This is a genomic window from Streptomyces sp. IMTB 2501 (assembly GCF_001953885.1).
GTDB lineage: Bacteria > Actinomycetota > Actinomycetes > Streptomycetales > Streptomycetaceae > Streptomyces.
In genome coordinates this window covers 12,523-35,518 of sequence record NZ_MQUS01000001.1, presented here as the reverse complement: position 1 = coordinate 35,518, position 22,996 = coordinate 12,523, and the positions used below count along the sequence as shown (strand labels likewise).

The window sequence follows — 22,996 nt, the reverse complement described above, 5'->3', positions numbered from 1 at the left end:
AGCTGACCAGCGTGAGAAGGAGGCGAGTTGCCAGTCGCGCGGCGCCGTCTCAGACGGCGTCGCGAACGGCGCGCTCGAAGCCCTCGACATGGCTGCGGGCGAGTCGTGCCGCCGTGTCGGGATCACCGGCGACGATCGCCTCGATCAGCGGTCCGTGTTCTCCGACATGGCCGGCCATGTCGGAGAGCCGGTCGATGAACAGGCACCAGATACGGGTGGCCAGGTTGTCGTAGCGGACGAGGGTGTCGTCCAGATACGGGTTGTGCGTGGCGGCGTAGACGGCGCGGTGGACCTGAAGGTCCAGGTGCAGGAGCCCGGCGGCGTCGCGCCGGCGGGAATCCGCGCTCTCCAGCTCCTGTCGCAGGGCCGTCAGGGTCGCCCGGTCCGTGGCCGTGGCGCGCCGCGCTGCCTGGGCGGCGGCCAGGGGCTCCAGTTCCTGGCGCACCTCGGAGATATGGGCCAGGTCGGTGATGTTCACTTCGGTGGCGAAGGTGCCGCGCCGGGGGTAGGTCGTGATCAGGCGCTCGTACTGGAGCCGTTTCAGGGCCTCGCGCACCGGCGTCCGGCCCACACCGAGGGACTGTGCCAGCTGGTCCTCGTTGATCGGCGCGCCCGGGCGGATGTCGAGCATGACGAGGCGGTCACGGAGGGCGCGGTAGGCGCGCTCGGCGAGGGACAGCTCGGCCCCGGGCTCGGTCGCCATCTGCTGCATGAAGCCCCCTTGGCCCTCTTGACCTGTACGGCGAGCTCCCATACCTTACCGCACAGACTGATATATCAGTTGGCTATTAGTCGTCTCCCAGGATGGTGTACAGATGGCAACCACCCCGTCGACCACGGCCACCTCCTCCCTCTCCCGCCCGCTGAGCGAGCTCGATCCGGAGGTCGCCGCCGCGGTGGACGCCGAGCTTCGCCGTCAGCGGTCGACGCTCGAAATGATCGCCTCGGAGAACTTCGCCCCGGCCGCCGTCCTGGACGCCCAGGGCTCGGTACTGACGAACAAGTACGCCGAGGGCTACCCGGGCCGCCGCTACTACGGCGGCTGCGAACACGTCGACGTCATCGAGCAGTTGGCCATGGCGCGGGTGAAGGACCTGTTCGGCGCCGAGGCCGCGAACGTGCAGCCGCACTCGGGCGCCCAGGCCAACGCGGCCGCGATGTTCGCGCTGCTCCAGCCCGGCGACACGATCCTCGGCCTCGACCTGGCGCACGGCGGGCATCTGACCCACGGCATGCGCCTCAACTACTCCGGCAAGCTGTACAACGTCGTGCCGTACCACGTGCGCCAGTCCGACCTGCGCATCGACATGGACGAGGTCGAGCAGCTCGCCCTCGCCCACCGGCCCAGGATGATCGTCGCCGGCTGGTCGGCCTACCCCCGGCAACTCGACTTCGCCGCGTTCCGGCGGATCGCCGACGAGGTGGGCGCCTACCTGATGGTGGACATGGCGCACTTCGCCGGGCTGGTGGCCGCGGGCCTGCACCCGAGCCCGGTGCCGTACGCCGACGTCGTCACGACCACCACGCACAAGACCCTCGGCGGCCCGCGCGGCGGTGTGATCCTCAGCCGCGCCGGCCTGGCCAAGAAGATCAACTCCGCGGTCTTCCCGGGTCAGCAGGGTGGTCCGCTGGAACACGTCATCGCGGCGAAGGCGGTGGCCTTCAAGGTGGCGGCGAGCGAGGAGTTCAGGGAGCGCCAGCAACGCACCCTGGACGGCGCCAGGGTCCTCGCCGGCCGGCTGCTGGCCGACGACGTGGCCGAGGCCGGGATCACGGTACTGACCGGTGGCACCGAGGTCCACCTGGTCCTGGTCGACCTGCGCGACTCCGCGCTGGACGGACAGCAGGCCGAGGACCGGCTGCACCGCATCGGCATCACCGTCAACCGCAACGCGGTGCCGTTCGACCCCCGCCCGCCGATGGTCTCCTCGGGGCTGCGGATCGGTACGCCGGCCCTGGCCACCCGCGGCTTCGGCGCGACGGAGTTCCGCGAGGTCGCCGACATCGTCGCCGAGGCATTGAAGGGCGAACAGGCCGACGACGAACTGCGCGACCGGGTCGAGAAGCTCGCAGCCGCCTTCCCCCTCTATCCCCACCTGAACGGAGCCGCGGCATGACCGCCGAGCCGCTGCCGGAGCATCCGGACTTCCTCTGGCGCAACCCCGAGCCGCGCTCCTCGTACGACGTCGTCATCGTCGGCGCGGGAGGCCACGGCCTGGCCACCGCCTACTACCTCGCCAAGAACCACGGCATCACCAATGTCGCCGTCCTGGAGAAGGGCTGGCTGGCCGGCGGCAACATGGCCCGCAACACCACGATCATCCGCTCCAACTACCTGTGGGACGAGAGCGCGGCGATCTACGAGCATGCCCTCAAGCTGTGGGAAGGCCTCCCGGCGGAGCTGGACTACGACTTCCTGTTCAGCCAGCGCGGCGTCCTCAACCTCGCGCACACCCTCCAGGACGTCCGCGAGGGCGTGCGCCGCGTGGGTGCCAACCGGCTCAACGGAGTCGACGCCGAGTGGCTGGAGCCGGACGAGGTCGCCGAGGTCTGCCCCATCCTCAACGTCTCGCCCCGCACCCGGTATCCGGTCCTCGGCGGCACCTTCCAGCCGCGGGCCGGTATCGCCAAGCACGACCACGTCGCCTGGGCACTGGCCCGTCGCGCCGACGAGCTGGGCGTGGACCTGATCCAGGGCTGTGAGGTCACCGGTTTCCTCAAGGACGGCGACCGGGTCGTGGGCGTCGAGACCAGCCGCGGCCGTATCCTCGCCGGCCGGGTCGGACTCGCGGCCGCCGGGCACAGCAGCGTGCTGGCACGGCTGGCCGGGTTCCGGCTGCCCGTGCAGTCCCACCCCCTCCAGGCGCTGGTCTCCGAGCTGCACGAGCCGGTGCACCCCACCGTGGTGATGTCGAACCATGTGCATGTCTACGTCTCCCAGGCGCACAAGGGCGAACTGGTGATGGGCGCGGGTGTCGACGCCTACAACGGCTACGGACAGCGCGGCTCCTTCCATGTGATCGAGCAGCAGATGGCAGCCGCCGTCGAACTGTTCCCGGTCTTCGCCCGTGCCCATGTGCTGCGCACGTGGGGCGGGATCGTCGATGTCACCCCGGACGCCTCCCCCGTCGTCGGCAGCACCCCCGTCGAGAACCTCTACGTCAACTGCGGCTGGGGCACGGGCGGTTTCAAGGCCACCCCGGCGGCCGGCTGGACCTTCGCGCACACCATCGCCACGGGCGAACCGCATCCGCTGAACGCCCCCTTCGCCCTCGACCGCTTCACGACGGGCGCGTTGATCGACGAGCACGGCGCGGCAGCCGTGGCCCACTGAGGAGGACCTGGTGCTTCTGATCACCTGCCCGTGGTGCGGTCCTCGGGACGAGACCGAGTACCACTACGGGGGACAGGCCCACGTGCCCTACCCCGAGAACCCCGCGGAACTCTCCGACGCGCAGTGGGCCGAGTACGTCTTCTACCGCGACAACCCCAAGGGCCGCTTCGCCGAGCGGTGGGTGCACAGCACCGGCTGCCGGCGCTGGTTCAACGTCCTGCGGGACACCGCCACTTATGAGGTGCTCGCCTCCTACCGGCTCGACGAGCCCCGCCCCGGAGGGAACCGATGACCGACCAGCACTTCCGGCGCCGGCAGGGTGGCCGTATCGACCGCGGCACCGTGCTGCGGTTCACCGTCGACGGGCGGGAGCTGACCGGGCACCCCGGCGACACCGTCGCCTCGGCCCTGCTGGCGAACGGCCTCGCCGAGGTCGCCCCGTCGCTCTACCGCCACCGCCCGCGCGGCATCGTCTCCTCGGGCGTCGAGGAGCCGAACGCCCTGGTGCAGTTGGCGGGCCCATGCTCGGAGGGCATGCTTCCGGCGACGACGGTGGAGCTGTACGACGGCCTGTCCGCCACCAACCTGTCCGGGATGGGCCGGCTCGACCCGAGCCCCGACCCCGCCGTCTACGACAAGAAGTACGTCCACACCGACGTCCTGGTCGTCGGCGCCGGACCCGCCGGGCTCGCGGCCGCCGCCGCTGCCGCAGGCTCCGGCGCGCGGGTCGTCCTCGTCGACGACCAGCCCGAGCCCGGCGGTTCGCTGCTCTCCGGCCGCACCGAGAGGGTCGGCTCGCAGACCGCCCTCCAGTGGGTCGCCGACGTACGCGCGGCACTCGACGCCGCACCCGAGGTCGTCGTACTGCACCGCACCACGGCCTTCGGGTCGTACGACGACAACTACGTGCTGGCCCTGCAACGGCGTACCGACCATCTCGGAGCCGAGGCCCCCGAACCGTCCGCGGGCGTCTCCCGCCAGCGGCTGTGGCACATCCGGGCCCGCCAGGTGGTTCTGGCGACCGGTGCGCACGAGCGCCCGCTGGTCTTCGCCGGCAACGACCGCCCCGGGGTGATGCTCGCCGGAGCCGTGCGCTCGTACCTCAACCGGTACGCCGTGGCTCCGGGCACGCGGGCCGTCGTGAGTACGACCAACGACAGCGCCTACGACACGGTCGCCGATCTGCACGCCGCCGGAATCGGCATCAGCGCCGTCGTGGACGCGCGCCCGGAGCTGTCCCACCGGGCCGCCGAGACCGCCGTGGCGACCGGGGTGCGGGTGCTGACGGGCAGTGCGGTGGTCGGCACCGCGGGCGGCGGCCGGATCACCGGTGTCACCGTCCGGGCTCTCGACGACAGCGGTCAAGTCACCGGTGATCCGGAGTCGTTCGCCTGCGACCTGCTCGCGGTCTCGGGCGGGTGGAGCCCGGTGGTGCACCTGCACAGCCAGCGTCAGGGCCGGCTGCGCTGGGACGCGGACCTGGTCGCCTTCGTCCCCGACGGCACCGTGCGGGACCAGCAGGTCGTCGGTGCGGCCCGGGGGACGTACGACCTCGACGGCTGTCTGGCCGAAGGGACGCGGGCCGGTGCGCGGGCCGCCACGCACGCCGGCTTCCCGGTGCCCGTGCCGTCGCCCGGCGATGCGCGGCCCGGGCCCGGGCCGGTGCGCGCACTGTGGCTGGTACCCGCCCCTGACGGGGACCCCGGCAGCTGGGACACCCACTTCGTCGACCTGCAGCGCGATGTCACGGTCGCCGACATCTGGCGGTCCACCGGCGCCGGCATGCGGGGCGTCGAGCACGTCAAGCGCTACACGTCGCTCGGCACGGCGAACGACCAGGGCAAGACGTCCGGTGTCAACGCGATCGGCGTCATCGCCGAGGCCCTCGGCGGTTCACTGGGAGAGATCGGCACCACGGCCTACCGGGCGCCGTACACACCGGTGGCGTTCGCCGCCCTGGCCGGGCGGGAGCGCGGCGACCTGTTCGATCCGGAGCGCACAACCTCCCTCCATAGCTGGCACGTCGCTCAGGGCGCGGAGTTCGAGGACGTCGGGCAGTGGAAGCGCCCCCGGTACTACCCGCGGCCCGGTGAGGACATGGACACGGCCGTGGCCCGTGAATGCCGCGCCGCCCGTGAGGGCGTCGCGTTCATGGACGCCTCCACCCTCGGCAAGATCGAGATCCGGGGCGCGGACGCGGGCGAGTTCCTCAACCGGATCTACACCAACGCCTTCAAGAAGCTGAAGCCCGGCATGGCCCGCTACGGCGTGATGTGCAAGCCCGACGGCATGATCTTCGACGACGGTGTGACGCTGCGCCTGGACGACGACCGCTACTTCATGACCACCACGACCGGCGGCGCGGCCGGGGTTCTGGACTGGCTGGAGGAGTGGCTGCAGACCGAGTGGCCCGAACTCGACGTCCACTGCACCTCGGTGACCGAGCAGTGGGCGACGATCGCCGTCGTCGGCCCGCAGTCGCGCGAGGTCGTAGCCCATCTCGCCCCTGAAGTCGACCTGTCGAACGACGAGTTCCCCTTCATGGCCTTCCGCGAGACCACCCTGGCCTCCGGCATCCCGGCCCGTATCTGCCGGATCTCCTTCTCCGGTGAACTGGCCTACGAGATCAACGTCTCCGCGTGGTACGGCCTGGCGGTCTGGGAGGAGGTGTACGCGATCGGCCGACCGTACGGCATCACCCCGTACGGCACCGAGACCATGCACGTCCTGCGGGCCGAGAAGGGCTACATCATCGTCGGCCAGGACACCGACGGCACCGTCACGCCGCACGATGCGGGGATGTCGTGGGTGGTCTCGAAGCAGAAGGACTTCATCGGCAAGCGGTCCTTCTCCCGCGCCGACACCTCCCGCACCGACCGCAAGCAGCTGGTCGGCCTGCTCCCGGCCGACCGCACGACCCGGCTGCCCGAGGGCACCCAACTCGTCGCGCCCGACGTGCCGGTCACTCCCGGGGCCGGGCCGGTCCCGATGCTCGGCCATGTCACCTCCAGCTACCACAGCCCTGCCCTCGGCCGTCCGTTCGCCCTCGCCCTCGTCGCCGGCGGGCGGGCAAGGATCGGCGAGACCCTGCTCGCACCGGTGGACGATGACCTGGTGCCCGTCGAGGTGACCGACTTCGTCCTCTACGACCCCGAAGGGACCAAGCGCGATGGCTGAGCCGATGATCGACACGGGCGCGGGCCCGGTGGCGCTGCGCACCAGTCCGCTGGCACATCTGGAGGAACGGATGCGCGCCGCCGGCGTCACCGGCGCTCGCGGCGTCGCGCTGGCCGAGTGGCCGTTCATCACCATGGTGAACCTTCGCGTCGACCCCGCTTCCGAGGCGGCCGACCGGATCGGGAAGACCCTGGGGGCGCCGCTCCCTCAGCAGTGCGGCAGCACCACCGCATCCGGCCCCCACACGGTCGTCTGGCTCGGCCCCGACGAATGGCTCGTGCTCTCCCAGGCCGACGGGACCGCTGTGGCCGCCGAGTTGCGGCAGGCGCTCGCGGGAGACCCGGGCTCGGTCGTGGACGTCTCGGCGAACCGCACCACGCTGGAGCTGAGCGGCCCGGCAGCCCGGCAGGTGCTGGAGAAGGGCTGCCCACTGGACCTGCATCCCCGCGCCTTCGGGCCCGGCCGGGCGGTGTCGACGACGGTGGGACCGGTCCCCGTGCTGCTCTGGCAGACCGACGGCCGGCCGACGTACCGTCTCTTTCCGCGTTCCTCCTTCGCCGGCCATCTGGCGCACTGGCTCATCGACGCGATGAGCGAGTACCGCGGCCCGGAGGTCCCCTGAACGGGGCGGAGTGCGGGATCAGCAGATGAACTTGTCGGCCAGCAGACGCGCGATGGCCCAGTCCTGCATGGCGACGCCCACGCTCTTGAACACCGTGTGCTTGCCGTGACCGGCGGGGGCGGAGGTGAGGGCGGTGCCCAGGTCGGTGAGGTCGTCCCGGGTGAGCGCGCCGGCCCGGAGGGCATGGATGATCTCGCCGGACTCCTCCAGGACGGCACCGAGTTCGTCGATGAACACACTGCTGCCGGCCAGCAGTTCGTCCGGAAGTTCGCGCATGGTGGGGCGGAAGGCGCCGATGGCGTTGACGTGCACCTGGGCGGGCAGGGCGGATGCAGGGAAGAGCGGGCTGGTCGCGGAGGTGGCGCAGCACACGATGTGGGCGTCACCGACAGCGGAGGCCGGGTCGGTCGCGATGCGGATCTCGGTGCCGTCCAGCTCGTCTCGGAGGGTGTCCGCCAGGGGCCGGGCGCGTTCCTCCGTGGTGCCGACGATGGTCAGGCGGCGCAGCGGGCGGACGGTGTGTACGGCGCGGACCTGGTCGGGGGCCTGGCCGCCGGTGCCGATCAGGGTGAGCCGGTCGGCGTCGGGCGCCGCGAGGAGGTCGGTGGCGACCCCGACCGCCGCGCCGGTGCGCAGCGTGGTGACGGCGCCGGCGTCCGCGATCAGATGGTCGAGCCGGTCCAGGGTGCTCCATACGACGGTGCCGGCGATCGCGGGCGCACGGTCGAAGTTCACGCTGAGGGTCTTGACCATGGCGGACCGGGTCGGCCGGTGGTGGGCGGACATCACGAGGAACCGGCCGTCCCGCAGCGCGGTGCGCGTGGGCATCTCGAACTCCCCGCGCGCCAGCCCTGCGAAGCCGTGGCGCACCGCGTCGATGGCCTCGCGCATCGACACGGCCGCACGGACCTCGTGCTCGCTGAGACTGATGGTCTTCATGGAACTCCGTCCGTCGTGATCTCATCGTCCGCGGTCGAGCAGGCCGCACGCGTAACCCCTCAACACACGACCAAGGTATGACACGGGAGATCAGCGGATCCCCACGACCACACAGCTGTCGCCGTACTGCCAGACGGCACCGGCACTGCCGAACCCCGCCTGCCGCAGCAGGCCGAGATGGACGGGCAGGGACAGACGGGCGGTGCCGCCGGTGCCGGTGGCGGGCTGTCGGGTGCGGCGGGCGGTGAGCAGGCCGGCCAGCTCGGGGTCCTCGGCGACGGCCGTCCACCAGGAGGACCAGTCCTCGTGGGCGAAGACCCGCTGTCGCTCGGCCCGGCGGCGTCCGATGTGCGCGGAGATGCCGGCGAGCCCGGCTTCGCCCTGGGGCAGATGGTCGCCGTTGACGAGGACACCACCGGGTCGCAGCAACCCGGCGAGCTGCCGGTAGGTGCGGCGCAGGCCGTCCGGGGTCAGGTAGTGCAGTGCCGTCGTCGACACGGCCGCGTCCAGCGGGCGGTCGAGGCCCAGCGACTGCGTCCAGCCGTCCGCACCGATCACCGCGTCGACATAGCGGGCCGCGTCCGGGTGGTGGGTGCGGGCGAGTTCGAGCAGCAGCGGGTCCCGGTCCACGGCCACGATGTCGGCGTCCGGCAGCCGCCGGGCCAGCCGGGCCGCGAGCGACCCGGGACCGCAGCCGAGGTCGACGACGAGGGGCCTGCCGCCGGCGCTCGCCGTGATGTGCTCCACGACGTCCGCGATCACCGTGAAGCGCTCCTCGCGGTCGACGGCGTACCGCTGCTGCTGGCGCTCCCAGCGCTCCACCCATCGCTCGGCCGTGGCCAGGCTCAGCCCCATCGGGTCGTGCCACCTCGCTGTCTCGCATCCACCGCTGCTTCCGAGTCGAGACCCTACTGGTGGAAACGGTTCCCATTACGGAATCCGGTGCCACGTCACCCGAGCGAGGTAAGTACGGACAGCAGCCGGTCGACCTCCTCCACGGTGGTGTAGACGTGCAGGCTCACCCGCACCGAGCCGTACCGCTCCCCCGCCTCGCCCTGGCAGTGGCTGTCGGAGCGGACCATGAAGCCGTGGCTGAAGAGGATGAACCCCAGGTCGCCCGAGTCGATGTCGCGGTGCCGGAAGGTGACGATGCCCTGGCGCTGCTGTACGAGTGAGTCGGCGGCCAGGCTGGTCCGGCAGCCCAGGATCTCGTAGGCGTCCAGGTGGCGCAGTCCGTCCGTGAGCCGGGCCGCCAGGGCGACCGTCCATCGCTCGATGCGGTCGGTCCCGGCGGCCTCCAGCCAGTCCAGCGCCGCGGCCAGGGAGGCGATGCCGACGGTGTTGGGCGTGCCCGGCCATCCGCCGGGCATGAACGCCGGTCCGCGTGTCTGGCGTGCCCAGACGGCCCCCGAGCCGGGCAGGGCCATGGCCTTGTGGCCGGAGAAGACGAGGAAGTCGACGCCGAGTCGGGCCGCGGACACGGGCAGGTGGCCGACGCTCTGGGCGGCGTCGAGGCAGATGACGGCGTCGGGGCCGACCGCCCGGCGGATGCGGTGGAGGTTCATGTCGCCGCCGTAGACATGGTGGACGTGGGTCGCGGCGACGAATCTGGTGCGCGGTCCTGCGAGGTCCGCCAGGGCCGTGTGGTCGTAGTCGCCCGATGCCCGCTGGTACGGCATCGGCAGGACACGGACGTGCACTCCCTGGCGGGCCAGCTGTTGCCGTGCCTCCAGCCAGGGCGAGATGTTGGCCTGGTGGTCGGCGAGCGGCACCACCATCTCGTCGCCGTCGGTGAGGAGTTGGGGGAGCCAGTCGCGGGCGATGGTGCGCAGCCCCTCGGTGGTGCCGCTGGTGAAGTGCACAGCGGACCGCTCCGGGTCCGGGGCGTCGAGGAACCGCTTCACCCGTTCCCGGGTCTGCTCGACGAGGGCTGTGGTCCTGTTCGCCCAGGGATAGGTGCCCCGCCCGGCGTTGGCGTTGGTCGTGGTGAGGTAGCTCTGGACCGCGTCGAGTACGGGCTGCGGTTTCTGGGCGGTGGCCGCGCTGTCCAGGTACGACAGCTCGGGGTGCCCGGTGAGGATGGGGAACTGGTCGCGCAGGTCGCGCTGCCACTCCCCCAGCTCCTCGATGACCTCGGTCGGCTGGGTGCGGGTCCTGGATGCCGTCATGGTCGTCGCCGCTTCGTGTCGGGGGTCAGTCCCGCACCAGGGGTGCGCCGGCGTCGCGCCAGGCGATGATGCCGCCGGTCAGGCTGCGGACGTCGGGATGTCCCATGCGGGTCAGCAGTGCCGCGTACCGTGCGGACTTCTCGCCCACCGGACAGACCAGCAGCACGGGACGGCTGCGGCTGAACGGCAGTCCGCCACGGAGGAGTTCCTCGAACAGCTCGTCGACGATGTTGACCGAGCCGTCGATGTGCAGGGCGGCGTAGGCGAAGGAGCTGCGCAGGTCGACGACCAGGGGCGGCCTGCCGCTGTCGAGCCATGTCCGTGCCTCCGTGACATCGGCGGACGGGGCCTGGTGTACCTCGGCGTCGGACAGGTCGGCGGGGGAGTTCGCTCGGCGGGGGCGGCCGAAGAGGTCGGGGCGCCGTTCCCGCACATAGCCGAGGTAGCTCTCGACGCGGTCGCAGACGATGAAGACCGCCGATCGGCGCTCCGTCAGTTCGGCGTCGGCGGCGCGGAGTTGACGCAGGGCGCCGAAGTAGGCGGCTCCTCCGGTGGGTCCCGCCAGGATGCCGCACCGGCGGTTGAGGGTCAGCATGCCCTCGATCGCCTCGTCGGAGCCGACCGTCTCGATCGAGTCGTAGGTGCCGGGATCGAACAGGCCCACCTCGTGTGCCTCGTCGATGGTGCGGATGCCGGGGACGAAGTCGGACTTGGCCGCGACCAGCCCGACGACCCGTACGGAGGGATCGTGTTCGCGCAGCACCCGGGCGACACCCGTGGAGGAGCCGGCCGTCCCCACGCAGGCGATGAACCAGTCCGGGGCCCGCCCGTCCAGGTCCTTCACGATCTCCGGGCCGGTGCCGGTGAGATGGGCCTCGGTGTTGCGTGGGTTGAAGTACTGGTCGGTGTGCAGACAGGCGGTGCCGGGCTCGGACAGCGTGCGGTGGAAGAGGGTCAGCGGATCGTCGGTGGCCGTCGGGTCGAGACACTCGCTCTGGCCCGGCAGCTCCTCGATCTCGGCGCCCAGCAACAGCAGCAGGTCCTTGATCTCCGGGATCCGCATCCGGTTGGTGACGCTCTTGAAGGTCAGGCCGTGCATGCCCGCCAGGACGGCCAGGGCCTTGGCGGTGTTGCCGCTGGACAGCTCGACGACCTGGCTGCCGCGCTCGGTCGCGGCGGCCAGAAGCGGGCGCGCCATGTTCCAGGCCGCACGGTCCTTCACCGACCCGAACGGGTTCAGCAACTCCAGCTTGGCGTACAGGTCGATGTGCGTGAGACCGTGCACATCCGGGTCGATGCGCACCAGCGGGGTGTTGCCGATGGCTTCGGTGATGCTGTCGTACCTCACTGGGCTCCCCCCACGGATATCGGCCAGTACTCGTCGTCCAGGCACCACCGCCATGAGCCGCCCTCCTGCCAGACGGCGACCTTGCGCGCGACGGGCTGGTCCTGGGCACGCGTGGCGTGGAAGTCCATGCAGTAGCCGGCGGTGTTGGCGAAGGCCAGCAGGTCGCCCGGCTCGGGGCGGCGGGGCAGGTGGACCGTCCGGCGCGTGATCAGGTCGGTCTCCAGGCACAGACTGCCGAAGAGCTGGACCGCGGCTGGTTCGGCAGGGTCGCCGGAGGGTGCGGCGTGCCGGGGGACGACGATCGGGTCCATGAGCACCCCGTGTTCCTCCAGCGCCACGTCGTCGGCCTTCGCCGCCAGCCGGACCAGCAGCGGCCCGCCGTCCCGTGGGGTGCGGACCTCCAGCACCTTCGCCAGGGTCGTCCCGCACTGGTCGAGCAGGGCCCGCCCGGGTTCGGCGTACAGGTCGTACAGGTGCTCCAGCAGGAGTTCGGCCAGGGGGCGGCCGCCGAAGGAGGGGGCCGGGTGGGTGAGCAGCTCGTCGAGGTAGCGGGCCCCCGCCGCGGGCCGGTGTGCGGGGTAGAGACCGAGTGTCCCGCGGAGGGTGCCGCCCTCGTTGCGCAGGCCGTAGCCGTGCCCGCCCCGGGTCAGGGGCGGTCGGGTGCCCAGCACCGCGCCGGTGAGCTCGGTCGTGTACCGCTCCCATTGCCCTCTGTCGGCAAGGTAGTTGACCCCGAACCCGCCGCCGACGTCCACCGCCCGCGGGCGCAGACCGCGGCTTCTGCACTCCTCCAGCGCCCGCAGACAGCCTTCGAGCGCGGTCGCCTTCTCGGTGACGCTCGTGGTGTCCAGGTGGTACCCCACCCCGGTCAGGTCGACCGCGTCGGCATACCGCTCGATCATGTCCAGCACGGCGGCCAGCTCCCGTACGGGCGTGCCGAAACGGCTGCGCCTGCTCAGCACTCGTACGCCGGCGGCCTCGAACCCCGACAGCCGCAGCAGGATGCGGACGCGCGGCAGGCTGTACGTGCGTACCAGCACGGCGAGTTGCTCCAGTTCCTCCGGGGCGTCGATCCCGACGGTGACCGCGCCGCGCGCGGCGAGCCACAGGAATTCCGGGTTCTTCGGGCCGGTGGCCATGATCCGGTCGGGTGCGAAGCCTGAGCCCAGCGCGCGCTGCAGCTCGCCCAGCGACGCGACGTCGACACCCGCGTCGGTCGCGGCCAACCGCCGCAGCACGGCGCTGGACCGGTTGGCCTTGTGGGCGAAGAACACCTGCCCGGACAGATGATGTCTGCCATAGGTTGACCGAAAACCATCGAAGTTTTCCACGATCTGATCGGGAATGACGACATGCAGCGGAGACCCGAGGGCGTCCGCGAGCATGTGCAACCACCCGGGCGACTCCAGGACGGAACGCAGCCGCCGACCCAGCCGCGGTTCGAGATACAAGGGCTGCCCGCCCATACCCGGCCCCTCCCCCACCACCCGCCGCGCCCGACGTCCCCGGCCCGGCCGACCGCTCCCCGCGGTGCGCCGTACGGCACCCTTCCCACCCACCGTCGGGTCATTCCCGGCACGTCCGCAAGTGGGCGGTACATCGGCGCGATCCGGAAACAGCCGTCGCACCCGGCGGGCAGGGGTCAGAATCCAGCCGTCCCGTCGGACACGGGACACGGGACACGGCACGAGGGTGCCGGTGTTCTGGTCGATCCGCAGCGGGGGCCGAGGGGGTGGGGCGGCGCGTCGAGGGCAGTCGAGGCGTTCGCAGACACGGCAGCCCATGCCGATGGGCGTGGCAGCGGAGGCGTCGGCGAGGTCGAGGCCGTCGGAGCAGACGAGACGATGCGCATGGCGGATCTCGCGGCCGAGGCCGATGGCGACGGTCTTGCCGGGTTCGCCCCAGCCCCCGCGGTGCCGGGTCACGGCCCGCGCCGTCCACAAGTACCGCTGTTCCGTCGGGGGTTTCGGCGATCTGGACGTGGCCGGGGGCGGCGAACGCCTCGTAGATGTTCCAGAGGGGGCAGGTACCGCCGGCCACGCCCCGCAGCTGCGGACGCCGGCGGTGGCCACGGCGGCGCTTCCAGGCGAGCTCTGCGAATTCTGCGGATGCTATGTTCGCGACCGAGGCGACCGAGACAGGCGAGGCAAGGAGGTGCGCATGGCCCGGCGACCGGCCGACCGCAAGGTCCACGCCCACGCCGGCTGCGCCGCGAGCACGGCATGACCCAGCTCGAACAGAGCCGGCGCCCGCTGACGGGACCCGTGCTGCTCCGGACCGCCGAAGTCCTTGATGCCGACCCGGAGTTCTTCTCCGAGGCCGAACGCCTCGCGGCGTCCTTGGCGCTACGGGACACCGGGCTGCTGTTCCTCTCCCCGTGGCTGAGCGACGGCCTACGAGCCTTGCAGCCGGCCACCCGGCCGGCGCTGCTGGAGCACCGCCCGTTGCTCGATCAACTCGGCAATGGGTCCCATGAGTTGGCCTCGCCGCAGTCGGCTGCACCTGCCCGCTGTGGACGGTGTACCACGCCCCGCGCGCCGGGTTCGCCGTCGCGCTCGGCTGCGAGCTGCGGCATGCGCACCGGCTCGTGTCGCCGAGGGGGTAGCCCTGGGCGACCCTTGAGCCGCGACCCCCATCGGACCGGCGTACGTATGCGCCGTACCCGGTCGAGTCCCGTACCCCATGACACCGCTGACACGGACCACAGGAGCAGCCGCGTGACCAGCCGCGTGACCCTCGTCTCGCCCGCCATGAGCCCGTCGCTGCGGCAGGCCCGCTTCTACGACGGCGACTCCGTCGACGACCTCGGCGCGGCCTGTGCCCGTGCGGCGGCCGGGTCGCTTCCCTCCCCTGCCCGGGTGGTCACTTCCCCCGGTGCGCGCTGCCGGGAGACGGCCGCGGCACTGGACCTCGACGCCGTACCCGTACCCGAGTTGACAGGTCTCGATGTGGGCCGCTGGCGGGGCCGCACCCTGCAGGAGGTGGGGGCCACGGAGCCGGAGGCGGTGAGCCACTGGCTCACGGATCCCGGCTGGGCGGAGCACGGTGGGGAGTCGGTGCGGGACGTGTGCGAGCGGATCGGCCGCTGGCTGGACGCCGCCCAGGACACGGACGGCCGTACGGTCGCCGTGGTCGAGCCGGAGGTGATTCGGGCGGCCGTCGTCGAGGCCCTGGGCCTGCCCGCCTCGGTCTTCTGGCGCCTCGACGTGCCACCGCTGACCGTGACCGAACTCAGCGGCCGGGCCGGGCGGTGGAACCTGCGACTGGGGCGCCCACTGGCCGCCCCCGGGGAGGACTAGTGTCCTGAGTCAGAGGTCCTTCTTCAGATCGGTCAGAGTGCGACCGATGCCCGAATGCCCTTCCGGAAGACTTCCGACTCGGGACACCGGGTCGTGTCCGGCGGATCCTTGGCAGGCGCGGGGCCGGTGAGGCACCGTCGTGTCCTGCGACCCGATCCGCCGGGCAGGCTCTAGCCGGCCGAGGGCAGGGTGAGTTGCTGGCCCGGCTGGATCACATCCGGGTCCGGGCCGATGACATTCCGGTTGGCTGCGTACAGGCGCTGCCAGCCACCGCGCACGGCGGCCTGCCGGGCGACGCCGGACAGGGTGTCGCCCTCGCGCACGGTGTAGGTCGCGTGGGAGCGTTGGCCGGTGCCGCCACGCGAGTGGGACGAGGCCGCGGCGCGCAGGGGAACGCCGGGATGCTGGGCCGTGGCGCTCTGCCCGCCGTCTCGCGTGAGGTGCGCCCGCACCGAGCAGACCGGCCAGGCGCCCGGCCCCTGCCGGGCGAGCACCGCTTCCGCCACGTTGATCTGCTCCGCCCGGCCGGCCAGATCGGCCCGCCGCGCGTACGCGGTTCCGCCGTACGCCACCCAGGTGGGCTGGGTGAACTGCAGCCCTCCGTAGTTGCCGTTGCCGGTGTTGGTGCTCCAGTTGCCGCCGCTTTCACAGGCGGCGACCCGGTCCCACGTGGTCGCGGAGGCCGCTCGGCTGACAGCCGGCGCGAGGAGCGGCAGGACGATGCCGAAGCTGGTGACGGTGAGGACGGTGCGGAGCGACGGCAGGAGCCGTGAGGGCGTGGTGTGGCGGTGCCGCGGTCGTGCGGTCATAGGCCTTCCTCTCCACTGCGGTGCCCGCCCACCGGTGGTCCCGGCGGGCTTGTAGGCAGTACGGCAGCGACGGCCGATGACTCACAGGGCGCGAAGAGCTCACGGCTCGTCGTGCGCCGTCACGTGCCACCGCCCGATTCAGTGACGACCCGTCAGGTCGGGCGGGGTCGGCGCACACAAGTTGGCACGGGCGCACTGGAGTTGGGTCGCGCGCTCGGGGTCCCGCCGCCTCGCCGGAAGACCGGGCCGCAGGGGCGGCGCACGCCTACGGCGGGGTGGGGCGGCGCTCCACCCGGATACGGCGGCCGGTATGGCACCGTCGCAGTACCGGGCGCTGCGGCGAACGGGCGAGGAGGCGCACGCGATCACCGGTCGCGCGATGATCCGCGTCTTGGACAACACCAGGGTGCCGGCCAAGAGCAAGGACCTCGCGATCCCGTACGTGGATCAGGTAAGGGAATATAGGTCAACGCTCACCTTCCTTCTTGAATGAGGCATCGGCCGCCCCCGTACTCACAGGTGCAACACAAGACGAACTGTCCGGCGATCAGCGCCGGTTGACGTCCCCTCAGGAAGGAATCGAGTCATGTCCTTCGCCAAGATCACGCTGGCCAAGAAGGCCAAGAAGAAGGAATGCGGTGGCGCCGCCAAGGCCAAGCACCACAAGAAGCACCACCACCGCAAGCACAAGAAGGCTGCCGCCAAGTAGTACGGCGGCGCGGAACACGTCCACACAGGCAGACCGTGCCGGGGTCCGTCGCGCAGCACACGCGTGCGACGGACCCCGGCACGCCGTCGGATCGGGCAGTGCCCAGGAAGCGCCGGCCATGCACACCGCAGCACCCCTCACCATGTCCGTGGCCGGATCCGGGGCGGAAGCCGCGGCCGGTGCCTCGTCCCGGATGCGCCACGCGCGTATCTCCCCGCTGGCCGCGTTCCGCACGTTCTGGCCGCTGGTCAGCGTCAACCGCGCCGCCGTGCTGGTGTCCGCCGCGCTGCTGGTGGTCTCCGCGGGGTGCGACGCGGGCGCGATCGGAATCGTCGGCGTCCTCACCGACGATGTGCTCGCCCCCGGACGCCTCAGCGCCTTCTGGGGGCCCGCCGCCCTCTGGCTGGGGCTTGCCGCGGCCGGTGCGGTCGCCTCCGCGGCGGGCGGCTGTCTCGCCGGGTGGACCAGCGAACACTTCCTGCTCGGCCTGCGCGACCGCGTCTTCCGGCATCTGCAGCAGGTGCCCCCGGACGCCCTGGACCGCTTCGGCACCGGTGACCTGGTCTCCCGGCTGACCGGCGACATCGAGACCGTCGAGTCGCTGGTGGCCTCCGCGCCCGTCGAACTGATCACCGCCGCGGTCGGCGCGGTGGTGTTCGCCGCGGCGGCCCTCTGGACCAGTTGGCAGCTGGCCCTCATCACACTGGCCGCCGCCCCGTTGATCTGGTTCGGCGCCCGGTGGTTCGGCACCCTCATGCGCTCCGCCACCCGCGCCGAACGCGACAGCAACGGCCGGCTGGCCGGCCTGCTGGAGGAGAGCCTGGCCAACATGGCCCTGGTGCAGGCCTACGGCCGGCAGCAGGCCGAGAGCAGCAAGCTGCATCGCGAAGGACGCAGTTGGATGCGCGCCGGACTGCGGCAGATCCGGCTGTCCTCGGTGTACGGCCCGATGGGCGAACTGATCGAGACCCTCAGCGTGCTGGCCGTGATCGGCGCCGGGGCCTGGCAGATCTCCGAACACCACCTCAGCGTAGGCGGCCTGCTCTCCTTCGCCGCCTTCCTCGGCTATCTCCACCCCAAGCTCCAGGAACTCGGCGAACTCGTCGTCAGCGCGTCCTCCGCAACCGCCGCCTGCGAACGCCTCATCGAGGTGCTACGCACCGGCACGGTCCAACAGACGGCTCCGCGGCCGGACGTCCCGCCGCTCGCCGAGCCGGTGCGTGGCGCCGTCACCTTCGAGGACGTCGGCTTCTCCTACCCCGGCAGCGGCGAGCCCGTGCTGAACCGGGTGCGTCTGGACATCGCCCCCGGCCTCCTCGTCGCGGTCACCGGACCCAGCGGCACCGGCAAGTCCACCCTCGGCAAGCTGCTGCTGCGGTTCCACGAACCGTCCCGGGGCCGCATCCTGCTCGACGGCCGGGACATCGCCGAACTCCCCGTGGACGAGGTGCGCCGGCACATCACCCTGCTCCCGCAGGACAGCATGCTCTTCGACGGCACGGTCCGCGAGAACATCACCTACGGCCGTCCCGACGCCACCGAGGCGGAGGTCCTCGCCGCTGCCGTCGCGGCCGACGTACACGGATTCGTCGGCATGCTCCCCGACGGCTACGACAGCCCCGTCGGCAAACGGGGCAACAATCTCTCCGGCGGTCAGCGCCGCAGGATCGCCCTCGCGCGGGCCATGCTCCGCACCGCGCCCGTCCTGATCCTCGACGAGCCCACGGCCGGACTCGACGACGACTCCACGGCCCGCATCATGGCGCCGCTGCGCCGCCTCACCGCCGGGCGCACGACCTTCCTCATCACCCACGACCTGCGCCTGACGGCCCAGGCCGACCTCGTCCTGCACCTCACCGACGGCACGGCGGACATCACGGCCCCGGGCCGGTCATCGACAACCGGGGCGAGGCCGGGGCACGAGGCGGCCTGAGCCGACAGGCCGGCGTCGGCGGTTCAGGCTGCCGGATCGCGGTGACGGCGCAGCAGTGCCGCCACCGCACAGCGCAGACAGGCGGCCCCGGCGGCATCCGCCACGAGCGCGCCATCGGGGCATGTCGCCGGTGCCCTGTACGGGTGTTCCTGGCGGGCGTCGTCCCCTTGGGGGTGGCCTTGGCAGGCGTGCCCCTGGGTGATCATCAGTGTCTCCAGGTCGTGCAGGAGCCGTTCGGCGCGCTTGGCCTGCCGGGCGAGCACCCGTACGCGGGCGCTCTGGCCGCCGATCTGGCGGCGGCTGGCGACCAGTTGCTCGTACTCCTCCAGGGTGAGAGCGACCGCCTCGCGGCCGCCGAGGGTGATATGGCGCGGCTGAGGGGGTCTGGCCATCCGGTTCCTCCGCTCCTCGCCCGGGTGGTGTGCGTCCGCTCGGCGGCTTCTCCTGTGCCCTGCCCGTGGTGCCGTGCGTATCGGTGTCCGGAGAACGCCAGAGGGCCCTCGGAAGGTTCCGAAGGGCCCTCTGCTGTCCGGAAGGAGTCAGCGCCCGGCCGGAACCGCCCGGCTGTTCGGGGCCGTGGCCGGCTTGGGGTTCAGCACCCGCTCGGCCAACTCGCCGAAGACGAGGCCGAATCCACTCCACAGAACGACCTGGATCGCCAGGGCCGCAAGCCGGAACCGCCACAGCAGGGTGGCCGAGAAGTCCTTCGGCACCTCGTTGACGACGGGCAGGAACTGGTAGGCCAGTCCGATCACGACGGCGAACGCGGCCACCGCGGCCACGGTCGCCCACCAGGTGCCCAGGCTCGGCGCGAGCCGCTTGCCCAGGATGGTGGCGGCGATCGCCAGGAGGACGCTGAGCACCATCATCAGGAAGTACAGGGTGGTCCGCTCGCCGATGGTGTCGGGGTTGCCGACCGACGGCGGACCGGCCGGGTACTTCAGGAACGGCACGACGTACACGGCGAGCAGTGCGCAGCCCGACAGCAGCAGTGCCGTGGCGCGGGGGCTGAAGCGGCCGACACGGCCCAGGGCGAAGCAGAAGGCGAGCGCGGCGATGCCGCCGAAGGCGACCCCGTAGACGAGGACGCCGGTGGCGAGGCCGGCGGTGGACTGCAGGGAGCGAGAGACGACCTCCATCTCCGGCCCGTGGGAGTGGGCGTCCTCGTAGCTGATCGCCTTGTCGACGTTCGGCTCACCGAGGAGATAGGCCGCGATCAGGGCGAGCACGCCGGCCGCGAGGCCGGCGAGCATGCCCCGTACGAGAAGGTTCCGTACGGTTGCGGAGTTCATGGGCGTGCGGCGTCCCCGCGTCAGTGGCAGGGGAAACCGAGCAGGTGGCGGGCGTCGTGCACCCACTCGTGGACGCCCGTGCCGTTGAACACGGAGGTGGCGCCCTGCTCGGCGCCGATGAAGTAGAGCAGGATCATCATGAGGATGCCGAAGAAGACCGCCCAGGGAGCAATCGCCTTCAGCGGCAGCTTGGCGGGAACGACGGGGGTGGTGGCTGTCGGCTGGGCGACGGTCTGCGCCATGGCAGGACCTCCTCTGGGAGTTCGCGTCCCATCTCGGTGGTGCACATGACGACGGCCACGGGTCTGACTCGCGAGCCCCCTGGGGGTCCCGCATACAGTGGCGCGACCGTGCCGGATTCTCACCAGCTTCCGTGTCGCCGTCGTCGATATCGGACCGACCGTACCGCCTGACGCGCACATGGCCAAGACCGCCTCCGCCCGACGTGATCTTCCTCTCCCGCCGAGCGGGGCGGCAGGGGGCCGGTGGGTCAGCGGTGGCGGAATCCGGGCGGCCGTTCGTCGATGAAGGCCGCCATCCCCTCCTGCTGGTCGGCGGTCGCGAACACCGCGTGGAACAGACGCCGTTCGAAGCGGACGCCTTCCGCGAGGGTGGTGTCCGGTCAGCGTATCCCGCCACGGCCGCCGCGATCGGCGTACGGGGCTGTCCGAACCGGTCCCAGGGGAGAACGAGTCGACGGTCTCGTATTCGGCGGCCGGGTGCGTGCTCATGCCTGTGCTGCGCTCCGGTCCCTGGTGGTCGGCGGCGGGTCTGGGGGTGCCCGGCGCCCGGGGACCGCCGCAGTGGACCGCCTTCTTGCCCGTGGCCTCCAACAGGGGCCGCGCCCCGGCGAATTCGGCCTCTCGTCCGCCGGACATGGACGTGAGCGTGCCGGCCTCGGCGTCGGCCACTGCGCCGGAGACGGGCGCGTCCGGGGCCCGCATTCCGGCGGCGGCCGCGCGGGCGTGGGCGGTGCGGGCGTCGGCGACGCCGATGGTGGGGCAGTCGACGGACAGGGTGCCGGGCCGCCGGGAGGGCGGTGCCGTAGAGGCCGAGGACCTGGCGGCCGGCGCGGAGCACGGTGACGACCACCTCGGCGTCCGCGTCGGCGGCCGAGGGCGCGGGCTCGCCCGCGTGCGTGGCACGGCCGAGGAGCGCCGACGCGAGGTCGTGACCGCTCAACCGGTGGCCGGACCAGACCAGTTTGGCGGCCCTGGGGCGCCCATGTGCCCGAGTCCGATGACCCCGGCCATCCCGCTCACCAGGGGATCTCCTGGGCGCAGTCGGGCCCGGCGAGCCCCAGTTCGCGGTCGCCGAGCGGAACGAAGAAGCGGGCCACGTCGGCGTCGGAGACCTCGACGAGGGTCGCCGGGGACCAGCGCGGATCGCGGTCCTTGTCGATGAGCTGGGCACGGACGCCCTCCACCAGGTCGGGTGTGCTCAGCGCGGCGCAGGAGACGCGGTACTCCTGGTCGAGGACCCGTTCCAGCGAGCCGAGGCGCCGGGCGCGGCGGACGGCGGCCAGGGTGACCTTGAGGGCGGTGGGCGACTTGGCGAGCAGGGTCTCGGCGGCCTCCTTCGCCTCCGGGCCGCCGTGGGCGAACAGCCGGTGGACGATCTCCTCGACCGAGTCGGCGGCGTAGCAGGCGTCGATCCACTCACGCCTTGCCGCCAACTCCCCTTGCGGCGACGGCTGTACGTGCCGGGCGAGGACGTCGGGTACGGGCATCTCGGCGAGGTCGTCGACGAGGGAGCGGAGCGCGGCGGACGGTACGCAGTGGTCGGCGAGGCCGCACAGCAGGGCGTCGCCGGCGCCGATCTGCGCGCCTGTCAGCGCGAGATGGGTGCCCAGTTCGCCCGGGGCGAGGGCGAGCAGATAGGTGCCGCCGACGTCGGGCACGAAGCCGATGCCGGTCTCCGGCACGGCGACCCGCGACCGTTCGGTGACCATCCGGACGCTGCCGTGCGCCGAGACGCCGACCCCGCCGCCCATCACGATGCCGTCCATGAGCGCGACGTACGGCTTGGGGTAGCGGGCGATACGGGCGTTGAGGTGGTACTCGTCGCGCCAGAACGCGGCCGATGCGGTGCCGTCGCCGTCCCGGGCGTCGTCGTGGACGGCGCGGATGTCGCCGCCCGCGCACAGTCCGCGCTCTCCGGCGCCGGTGATGACCACGGTCTCGACGGCCGGGTCGTGTTCCCAGGCGGTCAGCGCCGCGTCGATACGGCGCACCATGGTGTGGGTGAGGGCGTTGAGGGCCCGGGGCCGGTTGAGGGTGATGTGGGCGGCCCGGCCGGTGGTGTGGAACAGGACGGGCTCTTCGGTGCCGGTCATCCGAACGCCTCCGTCAGGCCGCGGGCCACAATGACGCGCATGATCTCGTCGGTTCCTTCCGGGAATTGATGGACCCGCAGGTCGCGGACGTTCTTCTGGATGCCGTACTCGCTGAGGCAGCCGTGGCCGCCGTGCCGTTGGAGCGCGCGGTCGGCCACCGAGTATCCGGTGTGCGCGGGCGGCGGCCGGCTCGGTCGCCCTGCCGGCGAGGCGGAAACGCGGTGCCTCGGCGTCGAGCAGGCGGCGATGCCGATCCGGCCGCCGTGCCGGCCGTTCATCGCGATGCGGAAGCCGTCGCCCGCGCGGCCGAGGAGCCAGCCGGCGGGCAGCAGTACGGCGTCCAGGACGGCCTGGCGCGTGGGCTGGGCGTCCAGCGCGTCCTGCGCTCGCCGCGGTGATCGCGCCACGCTCACTTCACGCCGGGGGATCCGCGCGGCGCCGGGGCGGCGTGAAGGTGTACAGGTCGAGGATGTCCGGCCGGGGAGCCACGCCCGGGCCGCCGGCGCGCACCCAGGTGACGATGTCCTCGGTCGCGTCCGCGTCGTTGACGAGCCCGAGCCAGACCGGCCGCGCACCGGCGGCCCGGCCCGCGGCCGAGGGCTGTACGACGATGACGTTGGCCTGGTCGCACACGTCGAGACACCCGGAAACACGGACCGGCATCTCCGCCCGCAGCCGCGCGGTCTGCGCCGCGTGATCGACCCCGGTCACCTTGGGGCTGCCGCAGCAGCAGTCCCGGCACACCACGACCCGGCACGGTGCCGCACCGCCTGATGCTCTCCGCGTCGGCCTCTCGGGCACGCCGCACCACTCCCCTCCCGGGGAGATCCGCCCCGGTGTCCGTCGAGGAGGCGACCGCGTGAGTCTCCTGGCTCCCGGGTCGCCGCTCGCCCCGCCTTCCCACCCCGGACGGGGCGGTGGCCTGCCGGAACTCGCTCACCGGTCACAGTGGCGGGACCGCGCCGGATTTCCACCGGCTTCCTCGGACCGCCGTCGCCTTGATGTCGTCGATCATCATCCCATCACCGGCG

General features: G+C 72.0%; 21 protein-coding genes, 4 pseudogenes and 2 riboswitches. Of the genes and pseudogenes, 9 read left to right on the top strand and 16 right to left on the bottom strand.

All coding sequences use genetic code 11. The annotated features are described in order from the left end of the window. Positions 1 to 49: 49 nt before the first annotated feature. Complete coding sequence (locus AV521_RS00160; protein ID WP_076082059.1) at positions 50 to 712, bottom strand: GntR family transcriptional regulator; 663 nt, start codon at positions 710 to 712, stop codon at positions 50 to 52. 103 nt (positions 713 to 815) lie between these two features. Between AV521_RS00160 and glyA the strand changes: the two genes are divergently transcribed. From glyA to AV521_RS00135, 5 genes are read left to right on the top strand one after another with little or no spacing between them, the layout of a single operon-like run. Continuing rightward, positions 816 to 2,117 (top strand): serine hydroxymethyltransferase, encoded by a 1,302-nt coding sequence (glyA, locus tag AV521_RS00155; protein WP_076082057.1) that lies wholly within the window; start codon positions 816 to 818, stop codon positions 2,115 to 2,117. Next, entirely contained in the window at positions 2,114 to 3,334 is a 1,221-nt protein-coding gene (locus AV521_RS00150; RefSeq protein ID WP_076082055.1) for a sarcosine oxidase subunit beta family protein, read from the top strand. The genes glyA and AV521_RS00150 overlap by 4 nt, the downstream gene beginning before the upstream one ends. A gap of 10 nt (positions 3,335 to 3,344) precedes the next feature. Then, positions 3,345 to 3,626 (top strand): sarcosine oxidase subunit delta, encoded by a 282-nt coding sequence (locus AV521_RS00145; protein ID WP_076082053.1) that lies wholly within the window; start codon positions 3,345 to 3,347, stop codon positions 3,624 to 3,626. Beyond that, a complete protein-coding gene (locus AV521_RS00140) occupies positions 3,623 to 6,511 on the top strand; it encodes a sarcosine oxidase subunit alpha family protein (protein ID WP_076082051.1) in 2,889 nt (962 codons plus the stop codon). Before AV521_RS00145 ends, AV521_RS00140 begins: the two co-directional genes overlap by 4 nt. Then, positions 6,504 to 7,133 carry a sarcosine oxidase subunit gamma gene (locus AV521_RS00135; RefSeq protein ID WP_076082049.1) on the top strand — a complete coding sequence of 210 codons (630 nt, stop codon included), beginning with the start codon at positions 6,504 to 6,506 and terminating at the stop codon, positions 7,131 to 7,133. The genes AV521_RS00140 and AV521_RS00135 overlap by 8 nt, the downstream gene beginning before the upstream one ends. A gap of 18 nt (positions 7,134 to 7,151) precedes the next feature. Here AV521_RS00135 and AV521_RS00130 read toward each other — a convergent pair whose 3' ends face one another. From AV521_RS00130 to AV521_RS00105, 6 genes and pseudogenes are all read right to left on the bottom strand, one after another. Next, the gene (locus tag AV521_RS00130) at positions 7,152 to 8,072 is read right to left on the bottom strand and encodes an ornithine cyclodeaminase family protein (protein ID WP_076082047.1); all 921 of its coding nucleotides are present in this window, start codon (positions 8,070 to 8,072) and stop codon (positions 7,152 to 7,154) included. Between the two features lie 90 nt (positions 8,073 to 8,162). Then, entirely contained in the window at positions 8,163 to 8,927 is a 765-nt protein-coding gene (locus tag AV521_RS00125) for a trans-aconitate 2-methyltransferase (protein WP_076082046.1), read from the bottom strand. A gap of 95 nt (positions 8,928 to 9,022) precedes the next feature. Further along, positions 9,023 to 10,240 (bottom strand): aminotransferase class V-fold PLP-dependent enzyme, encoded by a 1,218-nt coding sequence (locus AV521_RS00120; protein ID WP_076082045.1) that lies wholly within the window; start codon positions 10,238 to 10,240, stop codon positions 9,023 to 9,025. Positions 10,241 to 10,265: 25 nt separating this feature from the next. Beyond that, the gene (locus AV521_RS00115) at positions 10,266 to 11,588 is read right to left on the bottom strand and encodes a pyridoxal-phosphate dependent enzyme (protein ID WP_076082044.1); all 1,323 of its coding nucleotides are present in this window, start codon (positions 11,586 to 11,588) and stop codon (positions 10,266 to 10,268) included. Then, the gene (locus AV521_RS00110; RefSeq protein ID WP_076083336.1) at positions 11,585 to 13,054 is read right to left on the bottom strand and encodes an alanine racemase; all 1,470 of its coding nucleotides are present in this window, start codon (positions 13,052 to 13,054) and stop codon (positions 11,585 to 11,587) included. Before AV521_RS00110 ends, AV521_RS00115 begins: the two co-directional genes overlap by 4 nt. A gap of 207 nt (positions 13,055 to 13,261) precedes the next feature. Then, positions 13,262 to 13,625: pseudogene (locus tag AV521_RS00105) on the bottom strand (short-chain fatty acyl-CoA regulator family protein); the annotation flags it as partial. Positions 13,626 to 14,305: 680 nt separating this feature from the next. Here AV521_RS00105 and AV521_RS00100 point away from each other — a divergent pair. Continuing rightward, positions 14,306 to 14,887 (top strand): histidine phosphatase family protein, encoded by a 582-nt coding sequence (locus AV521_RS00100; RefSeq protein ID WP_076082043.1) that lies wholly within the window; start codon positions 14,306 to 14,308, stop codon positions 14,885 to 14,887. Between the two features lie 170 nt (positions 14,888 to 15,057). Here AV521_RS00100 and AV521_RS52185 read toward each other — a convergent pair whose 3' ends face one another. Then, positions 15,058 to 15,696, bottom strand: coding sequence for a transglycosylase family protein (locus AV521_RS52185; RefSeq protein ID WP_076082042.1), 639 nt, complete (start codon positions 15,694 to 15,696; stop codon positions 15,058 to 15,060). Positions 15,697 to 16,006: 310 nt separating this feature from the next. Between AV521_RS52185 and AV521_RS00090 the strand changes: the two genes are divergently transcribed. The 3 genes from AV521_RS00090 (at position 16,007) to AV521_RS00085 (ending at position 18,338) form a co-directional block, all read left to right on the top strand. Continuing rightward, positions 16,007 to 16,189, top strand: coding sequence for a hypothetical protein (locus tag AV521_RS00090; RefSeq protein WP_076082040.1), 183 nt, complete (start codon positions 16,007 to 16,009; stop codon positions 16,187 to 16,189). 93 nt (positions 16,190 to 16,282) lie between these two features. Continuing rightward, positions 16,283 to 16,405 (top strand): hypothetical protein, encoded by a 123-nt coding sequence (locus AV521_RS50255; protein WP_023545129.1) that lies wholly within the window; start codon positions 16,283 to 16,285, stop codon positions 16,403 to 16,405. Between the two features lie 118 nt (positions 16,406 to 16,523). Further along, the gene (locus AV521_RS00085; protein ID WP_256725366.1) at positions 16,524 to 18,338 is read left to right on the top strand and encodes an ABC transporter ATP-binding protein; all 1,815 of its coding nucleotides are present in this window, start codon (positions 16,524 to 16,526) and stop codon (positions 18,336 to 18,338) included. Positions 18,339 to 18,361: 23 nt separating this feature from the next. On the opposite strand, the gene AV521_RS00080 is transcribed toward AV521_RS00085, so the two are convergent. From AV521_RS00080 to AV521_RS00050, 8 genes and pseudogenes are all read right to left on the bottom strand, one after another. Then, positions 18,362 to 18,730 carry a hypothetical protein gene (locus tag AV521_RS00080; RefSeq protein ID WP_076082038.1) on the bottom strand — a complete coding sequence of 123 codons (369 nt, stop codon included), beginning with the start codon at positions 18,728 to 18,730 and terminating at the stop codon, positions 18,362 to 18,364. A gap of 147 nt (positions 18,731 to 18,877) precedes the next feature. Next, the gene (locus tag AV521_RS00075; protein WP_076082036.1) at positions 18,878 to 19,630 is read right to left on the bottom strand and encodes a CbtA family protein; all 753 of its coding nucleotides are present in this window, start codon (positions 19,628 to 19,630) and stop codon (positions 18,878 to 18,880) included. A gap of 20 nt (positions 19,631 to 19,650) precedes the next feature. Beyond that, the gene (locus AV521_RS00070) at positions 19,651 to 19,872 is read right to left on the bottom strand and encodes a CbtB-domain containing protein (RefSeq protein WP_076082034.1); all 222 of its coding nucleotides are present in this window, start codon (positions 19,870 to 19,872) and stop codon (positions 19,651 to 19,653) included. 35 nt (positions 19,873 to 19,907) lie between these two features. Beyond that, positions 19,908 to 20,046, bottom strand: a riboswitch (cobalamin riboswitch). Positions 20,047 to 20,120: 74 nt separating this feature from the next. Continuing rightward, positions 20,121 to 20,249, bottom strand: a pseudogene (locus tag AV521_RS50250) (enoyl-CoA hydratase); the annotation flags it as partial. A gap of 166 nt (positions 20,250 to 20,415) precedes the next feature. After that, positions 20,416 to 20,883: pseudogene (locus tag AV521_RS00065) on the bottom strand (NAD(P)-binding domain-containing protein); the annotation flags it as partial. A gap of 5 nt (positions 20,884 to 20,888) precedes the next feature. Further along, the gene (locus tag AV521_RS00060; RefSeq protein WP_076082032.1) at positions 20,889 to 21,965 is read right to left on the bottom strand and encodes an enoyl-CoA hydratase/isomerase family protein; all 1,077 of its coding nucleotides are present in this window, start codon (positions 21,963 to 21,965) and stop codon (positions 20,889 to 20,891) included. Beyond that, positions 21,962 to 22,393, bottom strand: a pseudogene (locus tag AV521_RS00055) (acyl-CoA dehydrogenase family protein); the annotation flags it as partial. The pseudogene AV521_RS00055 and the gene AV521_RS00060, both read right to left, overlap by 4 nt. Then, the gene (locus AV521_RS00050; RefSeq protein ID WP_076082028.1) at positions 22,380 to 22,712 is read right to left on the bottom strand and encodes a hypothetical protein; all 333 of its coding nucleotides are present in this window, start codon (positions 22,710 to 22,712) and stop codon (positions 22,380 to 22,382) included. The gene AV521_RS00050 and the pseudogene AV521_RS00055, both read right to left, overlap by 14 nt. A gap of 114 nt (positions 22,713 to 22,826) precedes the next feature. Beyond that, positions 22,827 to 22,949, bottom strand: a riboswitch (cobalamin riboswitch). Positions 22,950 to 22,996: the final 47 nt, after the last annotated feature.